Origin of the sequence: Streptomyces sp. NPDC126503 (assembly GCF_040302405.1) — a bacterium.
Taxonomy (GTDB): Bacteria; Actinomycetota; Actinomycetes; order Streptomycetales; family Streptomycetaceae; genus Streptomyces; species Streptomyces gulbargensis.
In genome coordinates, this window is record NZ_JBEORS010000020.1 from 86,358 (window position 1) to 105,748 (window position 19,391).

At 73.9% G+C, this 19,391-nt stretch carries 21 protein-coding genes; 11 read left to right on the forward strand and 10 right to left on the reverse strand.

What is annotated here, in order from left to right:
- Positions 1-67: 67 nt before the first annotated feature.
- Positions 68-1,534, reverse strand: a complete 1,467-nt coding sequence (locus ABTY40_RS23780; protein WP_352061365.1) for an amino acid permease — start codon at positions 1,532-1,534, stop codon at positions 68-70.
- A 182-nt stretch (positions 1,535-1,716) separates the two neighbouring features.
- Positions 1,717-2,418, reverse strand: a complete 702-nt coding sequence (locus ABTY40_RS23785) for a FadR/GntR family transcriptional regulator (RefSeq protein WP_345282501.1) — start codon at positions 2,416-2,418, stop codon at positions 1,717-1,719.
- A gap of 148 nt (positions 2,419-2,566) precedes the next feature.
- Between ABTY40_RS23785 and ABTY40_RS23790 the strand changes: the two genes are divergently transcribed.
- From ABTY40_RS23790 to ABTY40_RS23800, 3 genes are all read left to right on the forward strand, one after another.
- Positions 2,567-3,091 carry a gluconokinase gene (locus ABTY40_RS23790; protein WP_352061366.1) on the forward strand — a complete coding sequence of 175 codons (525 nt, stop codon included), beginning with the start codon at positions 2,567-2,569 and terminating at the stop codon, positions 3,089-3,091.
- 54 nt (positions 3,092-3,145) lie between these two features.
- Positions 3,146-4,543 (forward strand): GntP family permease, encoded by a 1,398-nt coding sequence (locus tag ABTY40_RS23795; RefSeq protein WP_352061367.1) that lies wholly within the window; start codon positions 3,146-3,148, stop codon positions 4,541-4,543.
- Between the two features lie 64 nt (positions 4,544-4,607).
- A complete protein-coding gene (locus tag ABTY40_RS23800) occupies positions 4,608-5,045 on the forward strand; it encodes an ASCH domain-containing protein (protein ID WP_352061368.1) in 438 nt (145 codons plus the stop codon).
- A gap of 21 nt (positions 5,046-5,066) precedes the next feature.
- Here the strand turns inward: ABTY40_RS23800 and ABTY40_RS23805 are convergent, their stop codons facing one another.
- The gene (locus ABTY40_RS23805; protein ID WP_352061369.1) at positions 5,067-6,722 is read right to left on the reverse strand and encodes an FAD-binding dehydrogenase; all 1,656 of its coding nucleotides are present in this window, start codon (positions 6,720-6,722) and stop codon (positions 5,067-5,069) included.
- A gap of 94 nt (positions 6,723-6,816) precedes the next feature.
- Between ABTY40_RS23805 and ABTY40_RS23810 the strand changes: the two genes are divergently transcribed.
- Genes ABTY40_RS23810 through ABTY40_RS23830 form a run of 5 tightly spaced genes read left to right on the forward strand, consistent with a single transcriptional unit; the run spans position 6,817 to position 9,647 of the window.
- Entirely contained in the window at positions 6,817-7,497 is a 681-nt protein-coding gene (locus ABTY40_RS23810) for a TetR/AcrR family transcriptional regulator (protein WP_352061370.1), read from the forward strand.
- A 10-nt stretch (positions 7,498-7,507) separates the two neighbouring features.
- The gene (locus tag ABTY40_RS23815) at positions 7,508-8,272 is read left to right on the forward strand and encodes a glucose 1-dehydrogenase (protein ID WP_352061371.1); all 765 of its coding nucleotides are present in this window, start codon (positions 7,508-7,510) and stop codon (positions 8,270-8,272) included.
- Positions 8,273-8,328: 56 nt separating this feature from the next.
- Positions 8,329-8,901: an NUDIX domain-containing protein gene (locus ABTY40_RS23820; RefSeq protein ID WP_352061372.1), complete on the forward strand. Its 573-nt coding sequence runs from the start codon at positions 8,329-8,331 to the stop codon at positions 8,899-8,901.
- A gap of 9 nt (positions 8,902-8,910) precedes the next feature.
- A complete protein-coding gene (locus tag ABTY40_RS23825; RefSeq protein WP_352061373.1) occupies positions 8,911-9,306 on the forward strand; it encodes a YidH family protein in 396 nt (131 codons plus the stop codon).
- 32 nt (positions 9,307-9,338) lie between these two features.
- Positions 9,339-9,647 (forward strand): DUF202 domain-containing protein, encoded by a 309-nt coding sequence (locus ABTY40_RS23830; RefSeq protein ID WP_352061374.1) that lies wholly within the window; start codon positions 9,339-9,341, stop codon positions 9,645-9,647.
- A gap of 62 nt (positions 9,648-9,709) precedes the next feature.
- Here ABTY40_RS23830 and ABTY40_RS23835 read toward each other — a convergent pair whose 3' ends face one another.
- Positions 9,710-10,639 carry an NADP-dependent oxidoreductase gene (locus ABTY40_RS23835; RefSeq protein ID WP_352061375.1) on the reverse strand — a complete coding sequence of 310 codons (930 nt, stop codon included), beginning with the start codon at positions 10,637-10,639 and terminating at the stop codon, positions 9,710-9,712.
- A gap of 124 nt (positions 10,640-10,763) precedes the next feature.
- On the opposite strand from ABTY40_RS23835, the gene ABTY40_RS23840 reads away from it, so the two are divergent.
- Together ABTY40_RS23840 and ABTY40_RS23845 are read left to right on the forward strand one after the other, a co-directional pair.
- Positions 10,764-11,060: a hypothetical protein gene (locus ABTY40_RS23840; RefSeq protein ID WP_352061376.1), complete on the forward strand. Its 297-nt coding sequence runs from the start codon at positions 10,764-10,766 to the stop codon at positions 11,058-11,060.
- Between the two features lie 167 nt (positions 11,061-11,227).
- Positions 11,228-12,139 (forward strand): MBL fold metallo-hydrolase, encoded by a 912-nt coding sequence (locus tag ABTY40_RS23845; RefSeq protein WP_352061377.1) that lies wholly within the window; start codon positions 11,228-11,230, stop codon positions 12,137-12,139.
- A 101-nt stretch (positions 12,140-12,240) separates the two neighbouring features.
- Here ABTY40_RS23845 and ABTY40_RS23850 read toward each other — a convergent pair whose 3' ends face one another.
- The 6 genes from ABTY40_RS23850 to ABTY40_RS23875 all read right to left on the reverse strand — a co-directional run bounded on the left by ABTY40_RS23850 (position 12,241) and on the right by ABTY40_RS23875 (position 18,225).
- Positions 12,241-14,379: a xanthine dehydrogenase family protein molybdopterin-binding subunit gene (locus ABTY40_RS23850; protein WP_352061378.1), complete on the reverse strand. Its 2,139-nt coding sequence runs from the start codon at positions 14,377-14,379 to the stop codon at positions 12,241-12,243.
- Between the two features lie 14 nt (positions 14,380-14,393).
- Positions 14,394-15,386: an FAD binding domain-containing protein gene (locus tag ABTY40_RS23855; RefSeq protein ID WP_352061379.1), complete on the reverse strand. Its 993-nt coding sequence runs from the start codon at positions 15,384-15,386 to the stop codon at positions 14,394-14,396.
- A complete protein-coding gene (locus tag ABTY40_RS23860) occupies positions 15,383-15,988 on the reverse strand; it encodes a (2Fe-2S)-binding protein (protein ID WP_352061380.1) in 606 nt (201 codons plus the stop codon). Before ABTY40_RS23860 ends, ABTY40_RS23855 begins: the two co-directional genes overlap by 4 nt.
- Positions 15,985-16,296 carry a hypothetical protein gene (locus ABTY40_RS23865; RefSeq protein WP_502990655.1) on the reverse strand — a complete coding sequence of 104 codons (312 nt, stop codon included), beginning with the start codon at positions 16,294-16,296 and terminating at the stop codon, positions 15,985-15,987. Before ABTY40_RS23865 ends, ABTY40_RS23860 begins: the two co-directional genes overlap by 4 nt.
- Before the next feature lie 126 nt (positions 16,297-16,422).
- Positions 16,423-16,587 (reverse strand): hypothetical protein, encoded by a 165-nt coding sequence (locus ABTY40_RS23870; RefSeq protein ID WP_352061381.1) that lies wholly within the window; start codon positions 16,585-16,587, stop codon positions 16,423-16,425.
- Between the two features lie 327 nt (positions 16,588-16,914).
- Positions 16,915-18,225 (reverse strand): enolase C-terminal domain-like protein, encoded by a 1,311-nt coding sequence (locus ABTY40_RS23875; protein ID WP_352061382.1) that lies wholly within the window; start codon positions 18,223-18,225, stop codon positions 16,915-16,917.
- A 133-nt stretch (positions 18,226-18,358) separates the two neighbouring features.
- Between ABTY40_RS23875 and ABTY40_RS23880 the strand changes: the two genes are divergently transcribed.
- Positions 18,359-19,387 (forward strand): phosphotransferase family protein, encoded by a 1,029-nt coding sequence (locus tag ABTY40_RS23880; RefSeq protein WP_352061383.1) that lies wholly within the window; start codon positions 18,359-18,361, stop codon positions 19,385-19,387.
- The last annotated feature ends 4 nt before the right edge of the window (positions 19,388-19,391 follow it).

The following is a 19,391-nucleotide window of genomic DNA, read 5'->3' on the forward strand; positions in this document are numbered from 1 at the left end:
GCGGAAGAATGGCGAGACCCCCGCAGGCGGCGCCTGCGGGGGTCCCGTCGGTTCGGCGTGGGGGAGGTCAGTCGCGGGAGGCGGCGGCGGTGGCGCGGACCCGGCCGCGGACCAGGAACCAGCCGCCGACGAGGGCCGCGGCGATGAGCGGCAGACACGCGACGGTGGTGCGGCCCACGCCGCCGTCCATCCACATGAGGACGACGACGGAGGCCAGGAAGCCCAGGGTCACGATCTGGGTGTAGGGGGCCCAGGGCAGGTTGTAACCGGGGCGGGTGAGCTTGCCCTCCTTGGCGCGGCGGTAGAACAGCAGCGAGCAGAGCATGATCATCGCCCAGGTGCCGAGGATGCCGATGGAGGCGAAGTTGATGACGAGCTCGAAGGCGTCCTCGGGCATGACGTAGTTGAGGGCGACGCCCAGGACGCCGAAGCCCGCTGTGAGCAGGATGCCGCCGTAGGGCACGCCGCCCTTGTTCATGACGCCGGTGAACTTCGGCGCGGAGCCGGACAGCGACATGGAGCGCAGGATGCGGCCGGTGGAGTAGAGGCCGGAGTTGAGGCTGGAGAGGGCGGCGGTGAGGACGACGAGGTTCATCACGCCGGCGGCGCCGGGGACGCCGAGCTTGTCGAAGACGGTGACGAAGGGGCTCTGGTCGCCGGAGTAGGCCGTGTACGGCAGGAGGAGGGCGAGCAGGACGACGGAGCCGACGTAGAAGAGGCCCACGCGCCACATGATCGAGTTGATCGCCTTCGGCATGATCTTCTCGGGGTTCTCGGTCTCACCGGCGGCGACGCCGCACAGTTCGACGGAGGCGTAGGCGAAGACGACGCCCTGGACGAGCAGCAGCATCGGCATGACGCCGTTGGGGAAGATGCCGCCGTTGTCGGTGATGGTGGAGAAGCCGGGGGTGTGGCCGCCGACGTCGTGCGAGGTCACGACGAGGAAGATGCCGACGAGCATGAAGGCGACCAGGGCGGCGACCTTGATGATCGCGAACCAGAACTCCATCTCGCCGAAGTACTTCACGGAGATGAGGTTGGCGGCGAGGACGACCGCGAGGGCGATCAGGGCGAGGATCCACTGCGGGACGTCGCTGAACATGGCCCAGAAGTGGGCGTAGGTGGCCGCCGCGGTGATGTCGGCGACGGCGGTGGTCGACCAGTTGAGGAAGTAGAGCCAGCCGGCCGTGTAGGCGCCCTTCTCGCCCATGAACTCACGGGCGTAGGAGACGAAGGCGCCGGAGGAGGGGCGGTAGAGCACCAGCTCGCCGAGGGCCCGCACCACGAAGAAGGCGAAGACGCCGCAGACCGCGTAGGCGATGAAGAGGGAAGGACCGGCGTTGGCCATGCGGCCGCCGGCGCCCAGGAAGAGGCCGGTGCCGATGGCGCCGCCGATGGCGATCATGTTGATGTGACGGGACTTGAGGTCCTTGCGGTACCCGGCGTCACCGGCGTCGATGTGGGGGGACGCCGCACCGGTGGCCGCCGGGGTGGCGGACAGCGGGTCGGCCGCAGTCGAGACGCGGTCACTCATGGAGTTGTTCGCCTTCGTGAGGGGGTGGGCTGTGCGGACCCGGCCGTGCCCTTGTGGGGCGTGCGGCACGGCCAGCGGACATCCTCACGGCAGGAGGGGGTTACTGACTGTGAGCGATTTCACTGAACGCCCGGATTTGAGCTAGTTCAGAGGTTACCGAGCGGTGAACTCCGGGCGGCCGGTCAGGGCGCGAGGACGTCCAGCTCCTTGAGGGCGCCGACGGCGATCTCACGGGTCAGGGCCTCGGCGCGGGCCGCGTCCCGCTCCCGTACGGCCTCGGCGACCTGGACGTGGAGGGTGACGGCGGCCGGGTCGGGGTCCTCGAACATCACGTGGTGGTGGGTGCGGCCGGTGAGGACCTCGGCCACGACGTCGCCGAGGCGGGCGAACATCTCGTTGCCCGAGGCGTTGAGGACGACCCGGTGGAAGGCGATGTCGTGGACGAGGTACGCCTCCAGCTGCCGGCCGCGCGAGGTGGCGACCATGCCGAGGGCCTCCTCGGTCAGCTCGCGGCACTGCTCGGGGGTGGCGTTCAGGGCGGCGAGGCCCGCGGCCACGGGTTCGACGGCCGAGCGGAGCACGGTGAGCGAGCGGAGCTGGCGGGGGCGGTCGGCGCCGGCCAGGCGCCAGCGGATCACCTGGGGGTCGTACACGTTCCAGCTGGCGGTGGGAAGCACGGTGACGCCCACCCGCCGGCGGGACTCGACCAGGTGCATGGACTCCAGGACCCGGACGACCTCGCGGATCACCGTGCGCGAGACGTCGAAGCGCCGGGCGAGCTCGTCGGTGCGCAGCACGGTGCCCGGGGGGTACTCCCCCGCCGTGATCGCGAGACCCAGGGTGGCCAGGACGTGGGAGTGGAGCCCCTGGGCCGGTGTCGTCATGGTGATCAGCCTAAGTCGCCCCGGCCGGGCGATCACAGCCGGGAATGAAAAGTACGACTTTTATGTCACAGACTCTTGAATACGTCGTACCCAATGGGTTTCATGAGCGCGACGGACCGATGTCGAAGAAGACAGCGAGGCACCCCCCATGAGCTCCACCCCCCACACCGCTCCCCCGGTCGTCGTCGTCATGGGCGTCGCGGGCACCGGCAAGACCACCATCGGTCCGAAGGTCGCCGAAGCCCTGGGCCTGCCCTACGCCGAGGGCGACGACTTCCACCCGGAGGCCAACGTCGCCAAGATGTCCGCCGGAGTCCCGCTGGACGACGCGGACCGCGCGCCGTGGCTCGACGCCATCGGGGAGTGGGCCCACCGCCGGGCCGGTCTCGGCGGTGTCGTCAGCAGCTCCGCGCTCAAGCGGAGCTACCGGGACCGGCTGCGGGCCGCCGCGCCCGGCGTCGTCTTCCTCCACCTCACCGGGGACCGCGCGCTGATCGAGGAGCGGATGGCCGCCCGCAAGGGCCACTTCATGCCGACCGCGCTGCTCGACTCCCAGTTCGCCACCCTGCAGCCGCTGGAGGACGACGAGGCCGGCGTGGCCGTCGACGTCTCCGGCACCCCCGCGGAGATCACCGCCCGCGCGGTCGACGCCCTGCGCCGCCTCGCCCGCTGATCCCTCCCGTCCCCCTCTGTTACGCCCCCACCTGCCCGTACGAAGGACACCACCGTGACCAGTCTCAGCGTCGAGGTCCTGGCAGCGGACGCCGTCGAACCGATCACCTCGGCCGGCAACGCCCAGCTGGGCATCGCCGTACTCGCCGGCATCGCCGTCATCGTCCTGCTCATCACCAAGTTCAAGCTGCACGCGTTCCTCGCGCTGACCATCGGGTCGCTCGCGCTCGGCGCGTTCGCCGGGGCGCCGCTCGCCGACGCCATCAAGTCGTTCACGACCGGGCTCGGCAGCACCGTCGCCGGCGTCGGCGTCCTCATCGCGCTCGGCGCGATCCTCGGCAAGCTCCTCGCCGACTCGGGCGGCGCCGACCAGATCGTCGACACCATCCTCGCCAGGGCCAAGGGCCGCGCCATGCCCTGGGCGATGGTCCTGATCGCCTCGGTCATCGGACTGCCGCTGTTCTTCGAGGTCGGCATCGTGCTGCTGATCCCGGTGGTCCTGCTGGTCGCCAAGCGCGGCAACTACTCCCTGATGCGGATCGGCGTCCCGGCCCTCGCCGGACTCTCGGTGATGCACGGGCTCATCCCGCCGCACCCCGGCCCGCTGGTCGCCATCGACGCGGTCGGCGCCAACCTGGGCGTGACCCTCGCCCTCGGCCTGGTCGTCGCGGTCCCGACCGTGATCATCGCCGGCCCCGTCTTCTCCCGGTACGCCGCCCGCTGGGTGGACGTCCCGGCGCCCGAGAACATGATCCCGGCGCGGCCCTCCGAGGACCTCGACCGGCGCCCGGGCTTCGGCGCCACCGTCGCGACCGTCCTGCTGCCCGTCGTCCTGATGCTGGTCAAGGCGCTCGTGGACATCGTGGTGGACGACCCCGAGAACGGGGTGCAGAAGGTCACCGACGTCATCGGCTCCCCGCTGATCGCCCTGCTGGCCGCCGTCCTCGTGGGCCTGTTCACCCTGGGCCGTGCGGCCGGTTTCACCAAGGAGCGCCTCTCCTCGACCGTCGAGAAGTCCCTCGCCCCGATCGCGGGCGTGCTGATGATCGTCGGCGCGGGCGGCGGCTTCAAGCAGACCCTGATCGACATCGGCGTCGGCCAGATGATCCTCGACTTCTCCAGGGACTGGTCGATCCCCGCCCTGCTCCTCGCCTGGCTGATCGCGGTCGCGATCCGGCTCGCGACGGGTTCGGCGACGGTCGCGACCATTTCGGCGGCGGGCCTGGTGGCTCCGCTGGCGGCCGGGATGTCCACCGGTGAGACGGCCCTGCTCGTGCTGGCCATCGGTGCCGGCTCCCTCTTCTTCAGCCACGTCAACGACGCCGGTTTCTGGCTGGTGAAGGAGTACTTCGGGATGAGCGTCGGCCAGACGATCAAGACCTGGTCGGTGATGGAGACGATCATCTCGGTGGTCGGCATCGTCTTCGTCCTGCTGCTGTCGCTCCTGGTGTAGCGGACGGCGAACGGGCGGAAAACCCGGGCGCCGAGGGCCGGTCACGGCTGACAGACTGTCGGCCATGACCGGCCCTCACGCGCTCCCGCCGTATCTGCTCGCCTTCCCCGGTCCCCTGCGGGACCAGCTCGTCGCCGCCGTGCTGCGCGGCGAGAAGGTCTCCACGACGGGACTGCTCGTCGAGTACGAGATCGAGGGCGAGGAACTGCCTCCGGTGGGCGAGCGGTCGGCGCTCATCGACTCCGCGGGCCGCGAGGTCGCGGTCCTGGAACTGACCGAGGTCCGGGTCCTGCCGCTCGGCGAGGTCGACCTCCAGCACGCGCTGGACGAGGGCGAGGGGTACACGTCCGTCGCCGAGTGGCGGGCCGGGCACGAGGAGTTCTGGCACGGGGCGGAGATGCGCGAGGCGCTGGGGGACCCCGGCTTCACGGTGGACGACGACACGATGATCGTGGCCGAGCGCTTCCGGGTGGTGGAACGGCTCCCGGTGGCGGAGGACTGAGGCAGCCCCTCACCCCGTACCTCAGCCGACCGCCTTCGCCGCCGCGCGGCCGGCCGCGCGGCCCGAGAAGAGGCAGCCGCCGAGGAAGGTGCCCTCCAGGGAGCGGTAGCCGTGCACTCCGCCGCCGCCGAAGCCCGCCGCCTCGCCCGCCGCGTACAGACCCGGCAGCGGTTCGCCGCCCTCCGTCAGGACGCGGGAGGAGAGGTCGGTCTCCAGGCCGCCGAGGGACTTACGGGTGAGGATGCCCAGGCGGACGGCGATCAGCGGACCGGCCGCCGGGTCGAGGATCCGGTGCGGGGCGACCGTGCGAATCAGCCGGTCGCCCAGGTACCGGCGGGCCCCCCGGATCGCCGTGACCTGGAGGTCCTTGGTGAAGGGGTTGGTGATCTCCCGGTCCCGGGCGGTGATCTCGCGGCGCAGGGAGGCCTCGTCGACGAGGTCCTCGCCGGTGATCCGGTTCATGCCGCGCACCAGGGCGGACAGGTCGTCCTCGACCACGAAGTCCGCTCCCCTGTCCATGAACGCCCGGACCGGTCCCGGCACGTCGGCGCGGGCGCGGACCAGGACGTCGCGGACGGACCTGCCGGTGAGGTCGGGGTTCTGCTCGGATCCGGAGAGGGCGAACTCCTTGCCGATGATCCGCTTGTTCAGGACGAACCAGGTGTGGTCGTGCCCGGTCCGCAGGATGTGTTCGAGGGTGCCCAGCGTGTCGAAGCCGGGGAAGAGCGGGACGGGCAGCCGCCTGCCGGTGGCGTCCAGCCAGAGCGAGGAGGGTCCGGGCAGGATGCGGATGCCGTGCCGGGCCCAGATCGGGTTCCAGTTCTCGATGCCCTCGGTGTAGTGCCACATGCGGTCGCGGTTGATGTGCCGGGCGCCGGCCTTCTCCGCGATGCCGAGCATCAGGCCGTCGACGTGCGCGGGGACGCCGGAGAGCAGCCGGGCCGGCGGGGTGCCGAGCCGGGCGGGCCACTGGGCGCGGACGAGATCGTGGTTGCCGCCGATGCCGCCGGTGGTGACGATCACGGCCTGGGCCCGCAGGGCGAAGGATCCGGCCACGGTGCGGCCGGTGGCGGTGCCGCGCGGGGCCGCGGACGGTTCCAGGATGTCGCCGGTGACGGTGTCGACCGCGCCCGCCGTGCGGCCGAGGCCGGTGACGCGGTGCCGGAAGCGGAAGCGGACGAGGCCGCGGGCGGCGCCCTCGCGGACCCGGCGGGCGAAGGGGGCCACGAGGCCGGGGCCCGTGCCCCAGGTGATGTGGAAGCGGGGCACCGAGTTGCCGTGGCCGTTCGCGTCGTAGCCGCCGCGCTCCGCCCACCCCACGACCGGGAAGAAGCGGACTCCGCGCGCGTGCAGCCAGGCACGCTTCTCGCCGGCCGCGAAGTCGACGTACGCCTCCGCCCACAGGCGGGGCCAGTGGTCCTCGGGCCGGTCGAACCCGGCGGTGCCCAGCCAGTCCTGGAGGGCGAGGGCGTGGCTGTCCCGGACGCGCATCCTGCGCTGCTCGGGCGAGTCCACGAGGAAGAGGCCGCCGAAGGACCAGTGCGCCTGGCCTCCCAGGGACTGCTCGGGTTCCTGGTCGAGGAGGATCACGGAGCGGCCGGCGTCGACCAGCTCGGCGGTGGCGACGAGTCCGGCGAGGCCGGCCCCGACCACGATCACATCGGCGTCGTAGGACATGGACCGCATCTTCGATACACGCGTGTATCGGCGTCAACGGTTTCACCGGGCCACTTCCCTCCCATTTTCTAATGTCGGGCATTAACATGGCTGCATGGCCAGAACCTCCGGGCCCGAGACCCGGGAGAAACTGATCCGCGCGGCCGAGGAGCTGTTCGCGTCCCGGGGCGTGGACGGAGCGCAGCTGCGCGAGATCGTCGCGCGCGCGGGACAGTCCAACCCCTCCGCCGTCCAGTACCACTTCGGCTCGCGCGCCGGACTGCTGGACGCGGTGATGGCCGGGCGCCAGGCCCGTACCGAGCGCGTCCTCGCGCCCCTCCTGGAGGCGGCCGGTGACGAACTGCGGGGCCTGGTCACCGTCCTGGTCACCGCCGAGGCGAGCGAGCTGCGCACCGAGCGGGGCCGCCGCTGCCTGCGGATCTCCGCGCAGCTCAGCCATGAGAGCGGGGTCCGTACCGGCACCCCCCACCCGACGCTCGCCGGCACCGCCTACTGGCGCCTGATCGAGCGGACGGGGGCCTGCCTGGCGGCCGCCGGGCTGCCCCGGCCGCTGCTCCTGGAGCGGCTGGACCTGGCGCTGACCGTGATCGGCGCGGCCCTCGCCGACCGGGCCCGGCAGTACCTCGACGGCACCGAGCCGCTCACGGACGAGGCGCTGTTCCTCGCGGACCTCGCCGGGACGACCACCGCGCTGCTCGGCGCCCCGCCCCCCGGCGCGCCCTCCCCCACGCCCTCCGGTCCGTCCGGTCCGGCGGAACCGACCGACTCCTCGTGAAGGAACCCCCATGAACGACCTCACCGGCAAGACCGTCCTCGTCACCGGCGGCGCCCGTGGCCTCGGCGCCGAGGCCGCCCGGCAGGCGGTGGCCGCCGGCGCGAACGTGGTGATCACCGACGTGCTCGACGAGGAGGGCACGGCCACCGCCGGCGCGCTCGGCGAGCGCGCCCGGTTCCTCCACCACGACGTGACCTCCGAAGAGGAGTGGGCGGCGGCGGTCGCGTACGCCGTGGCCGAGTTCGGCGGGCTGCACGGCCTGGTGAACAACGCCGGCATCTCCACCGGCGCCTTCCTGGAGACCGAGTCCGTCGAGCACTTCCGCAAGGTCCTCGACATCAACCTGACCGGCGTCTTCATCGGCATGAAGGCGGCGATCCCCGCGATGCGGGAAGCCGGGGGCGGCTCGATCGTCAACATCTCCTCCGCCGCCGGCCTGATGGGCCTCGCCCTCACCGCCGGGTACGGGGCCTCCAAGTGGGGCGTGCGCGGTCTGACGAAGATCGGCGCGGTGGAGCTCGGCACGGCCGGCATCCGGGTCAACTCCGTCCACCCCGGCATGACGTACACCCCGATGACCGCCTCCGTCGGCATCGAGCGCGGCCCGGGCAAGTACCCCAACACGCCCATGGGCCGGGTGGGTGAGGCCGACGAGATCGCGGGCGCGGTCGTCTTCCTGCTCTCCGACGCCGCCTCGTACGTGACGGGCGCGGAGCTGGCGGTGGACGGCGGCTGGACCACCGGGCCGACCGTGAAGTACGTGATGGGCCAGTGACGTGCCCGTACGGGAGGGGCCGGTGAGGTCCGGACCGCGCCTGCTTGGATGGCGGTATGAATCCCGCTGAGGAGATCCTTGACGTCGTCGACGAGCACGACCGGGTGATCGGGCGGGCCCCGCGCGCCGAGGTGTACGCGCGGGGCCTGATCCACCGCTGTGCCTTCGTCCGGGTGCGCGACGCCCGCGGCCGGACCTTCGTGCACCGCAGGACGGCGACGAAGCTGCTCTACCCGTCGCTGTACGACATGTTCGTCGGGGGCGTGGTCGGCGCGGGCGAGTCGTACGACGCGGCCGCCCTGCGCGAGGCCGAGGAGGAACTGGGGGTCGGCGGCCTGCCGCGGCCCGAACCGGTGCTGCGCTTCCTGTACGACTCCGGCGGCGTCGCCGGCAAGTGGTGGTCGGCCGTCTACGAGGTGCGCTGCGACCTGCCCGTGCGCCCGCAGGCGGAGGAGGTCGCCTGGCACGCCTTCCTGACGGACGAGGAGCTGGCGGAGCGGCTGCCCGGGGCGGCCGAGCCGTGGGAGTGGGTGCCGGACGGCCTCGCCGCGTACGAACGGCTGCGGGCGCGCGCCGGCCACCGGGGAGGGGCCACGGCGGACCGCCGGGGCGGCGGCGCGGCCGGTTAGGGTGCCCCGGTGAGCGATTTCGTGCGGAGTCTGCGGCTCTGGTTCGCGCCGGGGCGGGTCAGGGACGAGGGCGAGACCCCCGACTACCGCTTCTCGCTGGCCAACGAGCGGACCTTCCTCGCCTGGCTCCGCACCGCGCTCGCCCTGGTGGGCGGCGGCTTCGCCGTCGACCAGTTCCTGCCGGACCTGCGCTGGGGCGTACGGGTCGGACTGGCGCTCGCCCTGCTCGGGGCCGGCGCCCTGTGCGCGCTGCGCGCCGTGAACCACTGGGTGCGCTGCGAGCGGGCGATGCGGCGCGGTGAGGACCTGCCGGTGTCCCGCTTCCCGGCGGTGCTGAGCCTGGTGGTGGCGGTGGTCGCCCTCGCGATGGTGCTGGTCGTCGTCCTCGGCTGGGCCGAGGGGTGAGTGGGGAGGGCTCCCCCGGGCCCGCGCCGGCCGTGAACGGGGCCCGGGATCCCGGGCTTCAGCCGGAGCGGACCCGGCTGGCCTGGCGGCGTACCACCCTGTCGTGCACGGTGGTGGCGGTGCTCGCGGTGAAGCTGGCCGCGCAGGACGAGCCGTCGGCGGCGGGGCTGGCCGGCCTCGCGCTGTCGGCCCTGGTGTGGGTGGCGTTCCTGGCGGTCGCCCACCGGCGTATCCGCGCCCTCGACACCGCCCGGCCCCGGCCGCTCTCCCCCCGGGGCGCCCTGCTGGCCGCGCTCTGCACGGTCGCGCTCGCCGTGTTCGGGGCCGCTCTCCTCGGCTGACCGGCGGAGGTCACCCCCTCGAGGCCTGAGGTGCCTGAGGTGCCTGAGGTGCCTCAGGTGCATCAGGGAACGGTGACGACGACCTTGCCGTTCAGCCCGCCCTCCGCGTTGGCGCGCTGGGCGTCGGCCGCCCGCTCCAGCGGGAAGCTCTCGGCCACGCGGACGGTCAGCACGCCCTCGTCGGCCAGGCCGGCGAGGGCCGCCAGATCGTCCGGGTCGGGGCGGACCCAGAAGTACCGACCGCCGAGGCCCAGGACCTCGCCGTCGGCGACGGAGGCGATCCGCCCGTCCGGGGCCCGCAGACCTGCCGCGATCTTCAGGTACGGGCCGCCGATGGTGTCCAGGACGGCGTCCACGCCCTGCGGGGTGAGGGCGCGGACCTGCTCGGCGAAGCCGCGCTCCTCGAAGCGAACCGGCTCGGCGCCGAGCTCGGCCACCCGCGCCAGGCCCGTCTCCCGGGCCGCGCCGAGGACCCGGCAGCCGAGGTGCCGGGCGATCTGGACGGCCATGGAACCGACGCCGCCGGCCGCCGCGAGGACGAGCACGGTCTCGCCGGGGCGGACGGCCAGGGCGTGGTGGAGTACCTGGTAGGCGGTGAGGCCGACCAGCGGCAGCGCGGCGGCTTCCTCGAAGCCGAGGGAGCGCGGTTTGCGGGCGAGGGTCCGGACGGGCGCGGCGACGTACTCGGCGAAGGTGCCGCGCGCGAGGAAGTCCTCGCGGACGTACCCCATCACCTCGTCTCCCTCGGCGAACTCGACGACGGAGACGCCGGGCCGGACGACGACGCCTGAGACGTCCCAGCCGGGGACGACGGGGAAGACGGCCTGGATCATGCCGTCGAGGTAACCGGCCTGCGCCTTCCAGTCGACCGGGTTCACGGAGGCCGCCCGCACCCTGACCAGGACCGAGTCCGGGCCGACCTTGGGATCGGGCAGCTCTCCGTACTCCAGGACCTCGGGGCCGCCGTACCGGCTGTAGCTGATCGCTCTCATACCCCGACCCTCGCGGGGCCCGCCGGGGCTCGCAAGCCGGAACCGGCGCACGGTCGTACCGGGACGACAGCGGCGTACCGGACTAGCCTGGAAGCGTCAGCCGACCCCTCAGGGAGGCCCCGCCATGACTGTCCTCCACCACGAGCACCCCACCCACGAGCACGCCCACGGGCCCGGCTGCGGCCACTCCGCGGTGTCCCACGGGGATCACCTGGACTACGCGCACGACGGCCATCTGCACCGCGAGCACTCCGGCCACTGGGACGAGTGCGAGCCGTCCGGACACGTCTCCCACGAGGGACACGAGCACTGGCACGGGCCCGAGTGCGGTCACACGGCGGTGCCGCACGGGGACCACCTCGACTACGTGCACGACGGGCACCGGCACGCGGCCCACGACGACCACTGGGACGACCACTGACCCGGCCGTGACGGGCAGCGGCCCGGCCGCCCGCCCGGCCCCCTTCCCCGGTGCTCCGTTCCCAGGGCCCCCTTCCCCCTGACACTCCTCCCCCGGCCTCCTTCCCCCGGACCGGCCCTGCTGGCAGTCTTCCTCCGTCCGGTCGGTCCCGACCCCGGGGGAACCTCTTGTCCGTCTCCGATCCGTACGTGGTCGCTCTCGCGCCGCGCGTCCACGCCTTCGTCCAGCCCGACGGCGGCTGGTGCCTGAACAACGCCGGCTTCGTCGGGGACGCCCGCGAGTCGCTGCTCGTCGACACGGCCGCGACCGAGCGCCGCGCCCGGCTGCTGCGCGAGGCCGTGCTCGCCGGGGGCCTGCCGCTGCCCCGCACGATCGTCACCACCCACCACCACGGCGACCACACCTACGGCAACGGGGTGTTCCAGCCGGAGGCGCGGGTCGTGGGTCACGAGAACTGCCGCACCGAGCAGCTCGCGGCCGGCCACCAGCTGCACCTGCTGTGGCCGCGGACCGACTTCGGCCGGGTCGACATCCTGCCGCCCTCGCTGACCTACCGGGAACGGCTGACCCTGCACGTCGGGGACGTGGAGGTCCACGTCCTCCACCCGGGCCCCGCGCACACCACGGGCGACTCGATCGTCCATCTCCCGGAGCAGGGCGTGGTGTTCACCGGGGACCTGGTCTTCCACGGGGGGACTCCGTTCGTGCCCCAGGGCTCGCTCGGGGGTTCGCTGCGGGCGCTGGCGCGCCTGCGCTCCCTGGACGCGCCGACGGTGGTGCCCGGGCACGGGCCGGTCGCCGACCCCTCGGTCTACGACGCGACGGAGCGGTACCTGCTGTGGGTACGGGAGCTGGCCGCCGAGGGGTACGCGAAGGGGGACCCGCCGCTCGAGACGGCGCGGCGGGCGGACCCGGGCGAGTTCGGCGCCTGGCGGGAGAGCGAGCGGCTGGTGGCGAACCTGCACCGGGCGTACGCGGAGCTGGAGGGCCTGCCGGAGGGCTCGCCGCTCGACCCGGCGGTGATCTTCCGGGACATGGCGGCGATGAACGGCGGGGTGCCGGTGGCCTGCCACGCCTGATGCCGTGACGGCTTTCGCCAGGTGCGCGAAAGGGCCCCGCCCGGAGGCGGAGACCCTTTCGGGGGTCGGAAGGCGCCCTTCGGGTCCCGCCGGTCCGGGGGCTACCGGAGGGCGGGCAGGACCCGATCCGGGGTCAGCGGCAGTTCGCGGAAGCGGACACCGGTGGCGTGGTGCACGGCGTTGCCGATGGCGGCCGGGGTGCCGACGATGCCGATCTCACCGATGCCCTTGCTGCCCATCGGGTTGAGGTGGGGATCCTCCTCGTCGACCCAGTGCGCGTCGATCTCCGGCACGTCGGCGTTGCTCGGTACGTGGTAGGAGGCGAGGTCCCGTTCGGCGAAGCCCCCGAAGGCCGGGTCCGCGGTGCTGTGTTCGGTGAGGGCCATGCCCAGTCCCATGACCATGCCGCCGATGAACTGGGAGCGCGCGGTACGCGGGTTGAGGATCCGCCCGGCGGCGTAGACCCCGAGGAGCCGCCGCACCCGCACCTCCCCGGTGCCGGTGTCGACCCGCACCTCCGCGAAGTGGGCGCCGAACGCGTGACGGGCGAACGGCGGGGTCCGCCCGGCCTCCTCGGTGGTGTCGGCGGAGGCGGTGACCCCCTCGGCGGGCAGGGGGCCGGTGTGCCGGGCCAGCCTCTCGGCCAGGTGGGCGCAGGCCTGGTGCACGGCCCAGCCCCAGGAGGCGGTGCCGGACGAGCCGCCGGCGAGCGGGGCGCGGGGCAGGCGGGTGCTGCCGATGCCGATCGTCACCGAGCCGACGGCGACGCCGAGGGCGTCGGCGGCGATCTGGGCGAGGACCGTCCGGGCGCCGGTGCCGATGTCGGTGGCGTTGACGCGGATGTCGTAGCCGCCGTCGGGGAGGGCGGTGGCGGTGGCGGTGGACGGGGAGACGAGCACCGGGTAGGTGGCCGCGGCCACCCCCGTACCGGTGAGCCACCTGCCCTCGCGGCGGGTGGCGGGGCGGGGGTCGCGGTCGGCCCAGCCGAACCGGCGGGCGCCCTCGCGCAGGCAGGCGACGAGGTTGCGGCTGCTGAAGGGCAGGCCGCTGTCGGGTTCGGTGACGGGCTCGTTGCGCACCCGCAGCTCGACGGGGTCGATGCCCAGGGCCTCGGCCAGCTCGTCCATGGCCGACTCCAGCGCGTACATGCCGGGCGCCTCGCCCGGGGCGCGCATCCAGGAGGGGGTGGGGACGTCGAGGGGTACGACGTGGTGGTCGGTGAGGCCGTGCGGCGACGCGTACATCACCCGGGCGGGCACGCCGGCCTGCTCGACGAACTCCTTGACGCGGGAGGTGTGGGTGGTGACCTCGTGGCCGACGCCGAGGAGGGTGCCGTCGTGTCCGGCGGCGAGCCGGACCCGCTGGATCGTCGGCGCGCGGTGGCCGACGACGGCCGCCAGGTGGCCCCGGGGCAGGGCGAGCTTCACGGGCCGGCCGGTGCGGCGGGCGGCCATCGCGGCGAGCACGACGTGCGGGCGGGGGGTGCCCTTGGAGCCGAATCCGCCGCCGACGTGCTCGGAGACCACCGTGATCCGGTCCTCGGGCAGGCGGAAGAGGGCGGCGAGGGTCTTGCGGACCGGGCCGGCACCCTGACTGGAGTCGTACACCGTCAGGTGGGTCCCGTCGCCCTCGCCGTCCCAGCGGGCGAACGCCGCGTGCGGCTCCATCGGGTGGTTGTGCAGCGGCGGGATCCGGTAGGTGACGTCCACGCGGACGGGCGCGGCCGCGAAGGCGGCGTCGAGGTCGCCGCGCTCGCGCAGGGCGGGCTGGCCCCCGTTGGCCAGGTCGGGCCGGTAGGCGTCCGGATGGTGCTCGGTGAGGGTGACGTCGTGCGGTTCCGTGGCGTACGTGACGCGGACGGCCCGGGCGGCGGCGCGGGCGTCCGGAAGGGTCTCGGCCACGGCCAGGGCTACGTACCAGCCGCGGTGCGGCACGGCGTCGTCCTGGAGGACGGCGAGGGTCGGATCGCCGGCCTCGCCGAGACGCGGGGCGGTGCCGGGGGTGAGGACGGCGAGGGTGCCGGGCAGGGCGAGGGCGGCGGAGGTGTCGACGTCCGTCACCCGGCCGCGGGCCACGGTGGCGGGCACGGGCCAGGCGTAGGCGCAGTCGGGCGGCGTGTGGGCGTGTTCGCCGGCGTAGCGGGCGGTGCCGGTGACCTTGTCGCGGCCCTCGACCCGCTCGGTGGCGGCGCCGAGGGCGGGGGCGGGCGCGGCGGGCACCCGGGCGGGGGTGGAGTGCATCGCTGGTCTCCCGTTCAGGGGCGGTCGGCGGCCAGTTCGGACAGGACCCGGCAGGCGAGGTTGTGGGCGAGCGGCACCTTGAAGGCGTTGTCCCGCAGCGGCTGGGCCAGGGCGAGTTCGGTCTCCACGGCGTGGGCGATGTTCCGGTCGGTGGGCGTGGTGCCCAGGAGCGCGGTCTCGGCGAGCCGGGCCCGCCACGGCCGGTGCGCGAGGCCGCCGAAGGCGAGGCCGACCCCGCGCACGGTGCCGTCGTCGGCCAGGTCGAGGACGGCGGCGACGGAGGCGAGCGCGAAGGCGTACGAGGCGCGGTCGCGGGCCTTGCGGTACGCGGACGGCAGGCCGGCCGTGGCGGCCGGCAGGGCCACCGCCGTGATCAGCTCGCCGGGCCGGATGACGGTGTCCCGTTCGGGGTGGTCGCCGGGCGACCGGTGGAAGTCGGTCACCGGCACGGTCCGTTCGCCGCCGGGACCGTGCAGGTGGACGGTGGCGTCCAGGGCGGCGAGGGCGACGGCCATGTCGGAGGGGTGCGTGGCGACGCAGTGGGGCGAGTGGCCGAGGACGGCGTGGTCGCGGTGGACTCCCTCGCGGGCGCCGCAGCCGGTGCCGGGCTCTCGCTTGTTGCAGGGCATGGCGGTGTCCTGGAAGTAGGGGCACCGGGTGCGCTGGAGGAGGTTCCCGCCGGTGGTGGCGATGTTCCGCAGCTGCCCCGACGCCCCGGCGAGCAGCGCCTGCGACAGGACGGGGTACCGCCCGCGGACGAGGGGGTGGGCGGCGAGGTCGCTGTTGCGCACCGTCGCGCCGACGCGCACGCCCCCGTCGGGCAGTTCCTCGACGGTGTCGAGCGGCAGCCTGCTGACGTCGACGAGGGTCCCGGGCTCCTCCACGCCGTGCTTCATCAGGTCGACGAGGTTGGTTCCGCCGGCGAGGTAGCGGGCGCCCGGGCGTCCCGCGTGCGCGGCGGTGGCCTCCTCGACGCTGGTGGCGCGTACGTATCCGAAGGGCTTCACCGGGTCACGTCCTCGACGGCGGCGACGATGTTGGGGTAGGCGCCGCAGCGGCAGAGGTTGCCGCTCAGCCGCTCGCGGATCTCCTCCCGGGTCAGCTCCACCGGACCCCGCCCGGCCGGCCGGGCCGGGTCGGTGACGTGGGAGGGGTGGTCCGCCGCGGCCTCGGCGAGCACGCCGACGGCGGAGCAGAGCTGTCCGGGGGTGCAGTACCCGCACTGGAAGGCGTCGCGGTCGAGGAACGCCTGCTGGACGGGGTGCAGCTCGCCGCCCGCGGCCAGCCCCTCGACGGTGGTGATCTCGGCGCTGTCCTGGGCGACGGCGAGGAGCAGGCAGCTGTTGGCGCGCCGCCCGTCGACGAGGACGGTGCACGCCCCGCACTGCCCGTGGTCGCAGCCCTTCTTCGCCCCGGTCAGCCCGAGGTCTTCGCGCAGGACGTCGAGCAGGGTGGCCCGGTGGTCGACGGTGAGGTCTGTCGGAGCGCCGTTGACCCGGAGGGTGACGCGGGACCGGGTGTCGTCGCGGTCCGTGGCGGCGGGGCCGTGGGACCGGGCGGCGGCCCCGTCCGTGGCCGCGGGGTCGTGGGGCGGGTGTGGGGCGCTCATCGACGGGTCCCGTCGGTCTTGTCGGGGACGAGTTCGCCGTCGCCGCCGGGGAGGTCACCGATGCCGTGGGAGTCGTCGGGCTCCTCCGCGAGCCGCTGGTCGAGGCTCTCGCCCTCGCGCTGCTCACGGGCGGTCGTGCCGACGTGGTCGACGGCGAGGGGCCGCTCGGGCGGGGACCAGCCCTCGTCGTACGGGTCGGCCTCCCGGCCCGACAGCGTGTCCTCGGGGTCGAGGATGCCGTCGTCCTCCCAGCCCTCGGCGCCGTCCGGCTGGTGGACGTTGTCGCCCGTCGTGCTCCCGATGTCCATGGCGTCGCTCCCGTGTGCTGCTGATCACGTCCGCTGATCGCGTATCCAGCCTGGATCACGTCACACATTCCGGCATTCCGGGCGGCGCGGAACAGGAACCCCGCCCGTGGGCGGCCGTCCCCCGGGTCACTCCCGGTGATCGGCCCCGGAGGCGGACAGGTCCCAGGTGAGGAGCCGCTCGGCCTCCCGGCGGGTGACCTCGGCGAGCGTTCTCACCTCACCGGGGACGTCTCCGTGCTCGTCGACGAGCTGGTCGTATATGGGTGAGCCGAGCAGGGTGGGGCTGGTCATCACGGGACACTCCTGGGGCACGTAGCGCTACGGGGTGCCGGGGGCGGCCCCGGCGCCGTGACATCTGCCCCTGCTCCGCCGGTTCATGCGGGGCCGTGGGCGACGCGGGGCGCGCGTCAGGCGAAGCGCTGCGGGCGGCGGCCCTCAGGCCGTGCGGCCGGTGCGTGGGGGCGCAGGCCTGCGAGCGCGGGGAGGTACGGGTCGGGGGCGGGCGCGGAGGGTTCCGCGCGCGGCCCGGGCGCCCGTACGGCCAGGGTCGCGAAGGAGCGCCGGGGCTCGTCCGGCGGGCCGCGCGCGGAGTGGCTCCGCCGAGTGCGCGGCTGCGGGCTACCACCGGCGGGGTCGCCACGCGGGGTCCGCGGCCCGCATCGCCGCCGTGTCGTCGCGGTCGCGCATGCGGCCGTCGTCGTCGAGCCAGCGGCGGTGCAGCGCCTCCAGGGCCGGACGGTCGAGTTCGACGCCCAGGCCGGGGGCGTCGGAGACGGGGAGCCGGCCGTCGCGGAAGACGGGGCGGGGGGTGACGACGTCCTCGGTCTGCCACGGGTAGTGGGTGTCCGAGGCGTGGGTGAGGCCGGGCAGGGTGGCGGCGACCTGGGTCATGGCGGCGAGGCTGATGCCCAGGTGGGTGTTGGAGTGCATGGAGAGCCCGACGCCGTAGGTGCGGCAGAGCGCGGCGAGTTCGCGGGTGCGGTGCAGGCCGCCCCAGTAGTGGTGGTCGCAGAGGACGATCCGTACCGCTCCCCGGGCGAAGGCCTCGGGGATCTCCTCGAAGGTGGTCACGCACATGTTGGTGGCGAGTGGCACGCCGGTGCCGGCGGCGACCTCGGCCATGGCGGCGGTGCCGCTCGCCGGGTCCTCCAGGTACTCCAGGACGTCCTCGAGCGCGCGGGCGACGGCGAGCGAGGTCGGCACGGACCAGGCGCCGTTGGGGTCGAGGCGGAGCGGATGGCCGGGAAAGGCCTCGGCGAGGGCACGGATCGCGGCGACCTCCCGCTCGGGGTCGAAGACCCCGCCCTTGAGCTTGAAGGAGCGGAAGCCGTAGGTCCGCGCGAAGCGGCGGGCCTGCGCGACGACACCGGCCGGATCGAGGGCGGCGCCCCAGTCGTCCGCCGGCCCTCCGGCGCCCGGGTGGGCGGCCCAGCGGTGGAAGAGGTAGGCGCTGTACTCCACCTCGTCGCGGACCTTGCCGCCGAGAAGGGCGTGCACCGGCAGGCCGAGGGTCTTGCCGAGGGCGTCGAGGCAGGCGGTCTCGAAGGCGGACACGACGGAGAGGCGGAGCTTGGCGGCGGTCCTGACCCCGCGCAGCCCGCTCGCGTCGACCCCGGCCGCGGCCTCGGGCCGGGCCGCCCCGGCACCGGAGACGACACCGGTCGCGGTCTTGGCCACCGGCTCGAAGAGGCTGTTCACATGGGTGACCGAGCGGCCGGGGAGGGTCTCGGCCAGGGAACGGGCGATCTCCAGGTAGACGCCGTCGCCGTAGGTCTCCCCGAGGCCGACCACGCCTCCCCGGGTGACGACCTCCACCACGAGCCGGGGGGTGTAGGGCTGGTGAACGCCCTGGACGTTGAGCAGGGGCGGGTCGGAGATGAGGATCGGGGTGAGCCGGACTTCGTCGACGAGCAGCAGCTTCGCATCCATCCGTGAACGATATTCACGTACACGACCCGCTGGCCAGAGGGCGGGCGGAGCTTTCCACGGGCCACCCCTGGACGACATACCGACTGGTCGGTCATCATGAACGCCGACCGAAGCCGACCCGGAGGTACGCCCCATGAGTTCCGCCCCGCCGCCAGGCCTCGACCCGGACCGGCTGCGCCGCTTCCTCGACCGCGAGCGCCCGGGCCTGGTGGCCGGCCCCCTCGAAGCCCGGCTGATCGAGGGCGGCCGCTCCAACCTCACGTACACCGTGACCGACGGCACCGACGGCGGCCGGTGGGTCGTCCGCAGGCCCCCGCTCGGCCACGTGCTCGCCACCGCCCACGACATGCGGCGCGAGCACCGCGTCATCAGCGCCCTGAGCGGCACCGACGTGCCGGTCCCCGGGACGATCGTCCTGTGCGAGGACGAGTCGGTCCTCGGAGCGCCCTTCTACGTCATGGAGTTCGTCGAGGGGACCCCCTTCCGCTCGGCCCGCCAGCTCGCCCCGCTCGGGCCCGAGCGCACCCGGGCCGCCGTCCTCGGCCTGGTCGACACGCTCGTCGCCCTGCACGCCGTCGACCCGGCGGCGGTCGGGCTCGACGACTTCGGCCGCCCCGAGGGCTTCCTCGACCGGCAGCTGCGCCGCTGGGGCAAGCAGCTGGCCGCCTCGCGCGGACGCGAGCTGCCCGGCGTCGAGGAGCTGCACGCGGCGCTCGGCCGCGCCCTGCCCGCCTCGCCCGCCCCCACCGTGATCCACGGCGACTTCCGGCTCGACAACGTCCTCATCGGCGCCGACGACCGCGTCCGGGCCGTCCTCGACTGGGAGATGTCCACGCTCGGCGACCCGCTCACCGACCTCGGCCTGCTGGTCATGTACAGCACCCCGCTGGACCTGCCGGACTCCCCCGTCTCCACGACCGCCACCGCCGCCGGGCACCCGAGCGCCGCCGAACTGGTCGAGCGGTACGCGTCCGGCTCGGGCCGCGACACCTCCGCCCTCGCCTGGTACACCGCCTTCGCCTGGTTCAAGCTCGCCGTGATCCTGGAGGGCATCCACTACCGGTACACCCTCGGGCAGACGGTCGGCGCCGGCTTCGACCGCATCGGCGACCTCGTCCCCGTCTTCATCGAGCACGGCCTGACCACCCTTCAGGAGGGCTGATCCG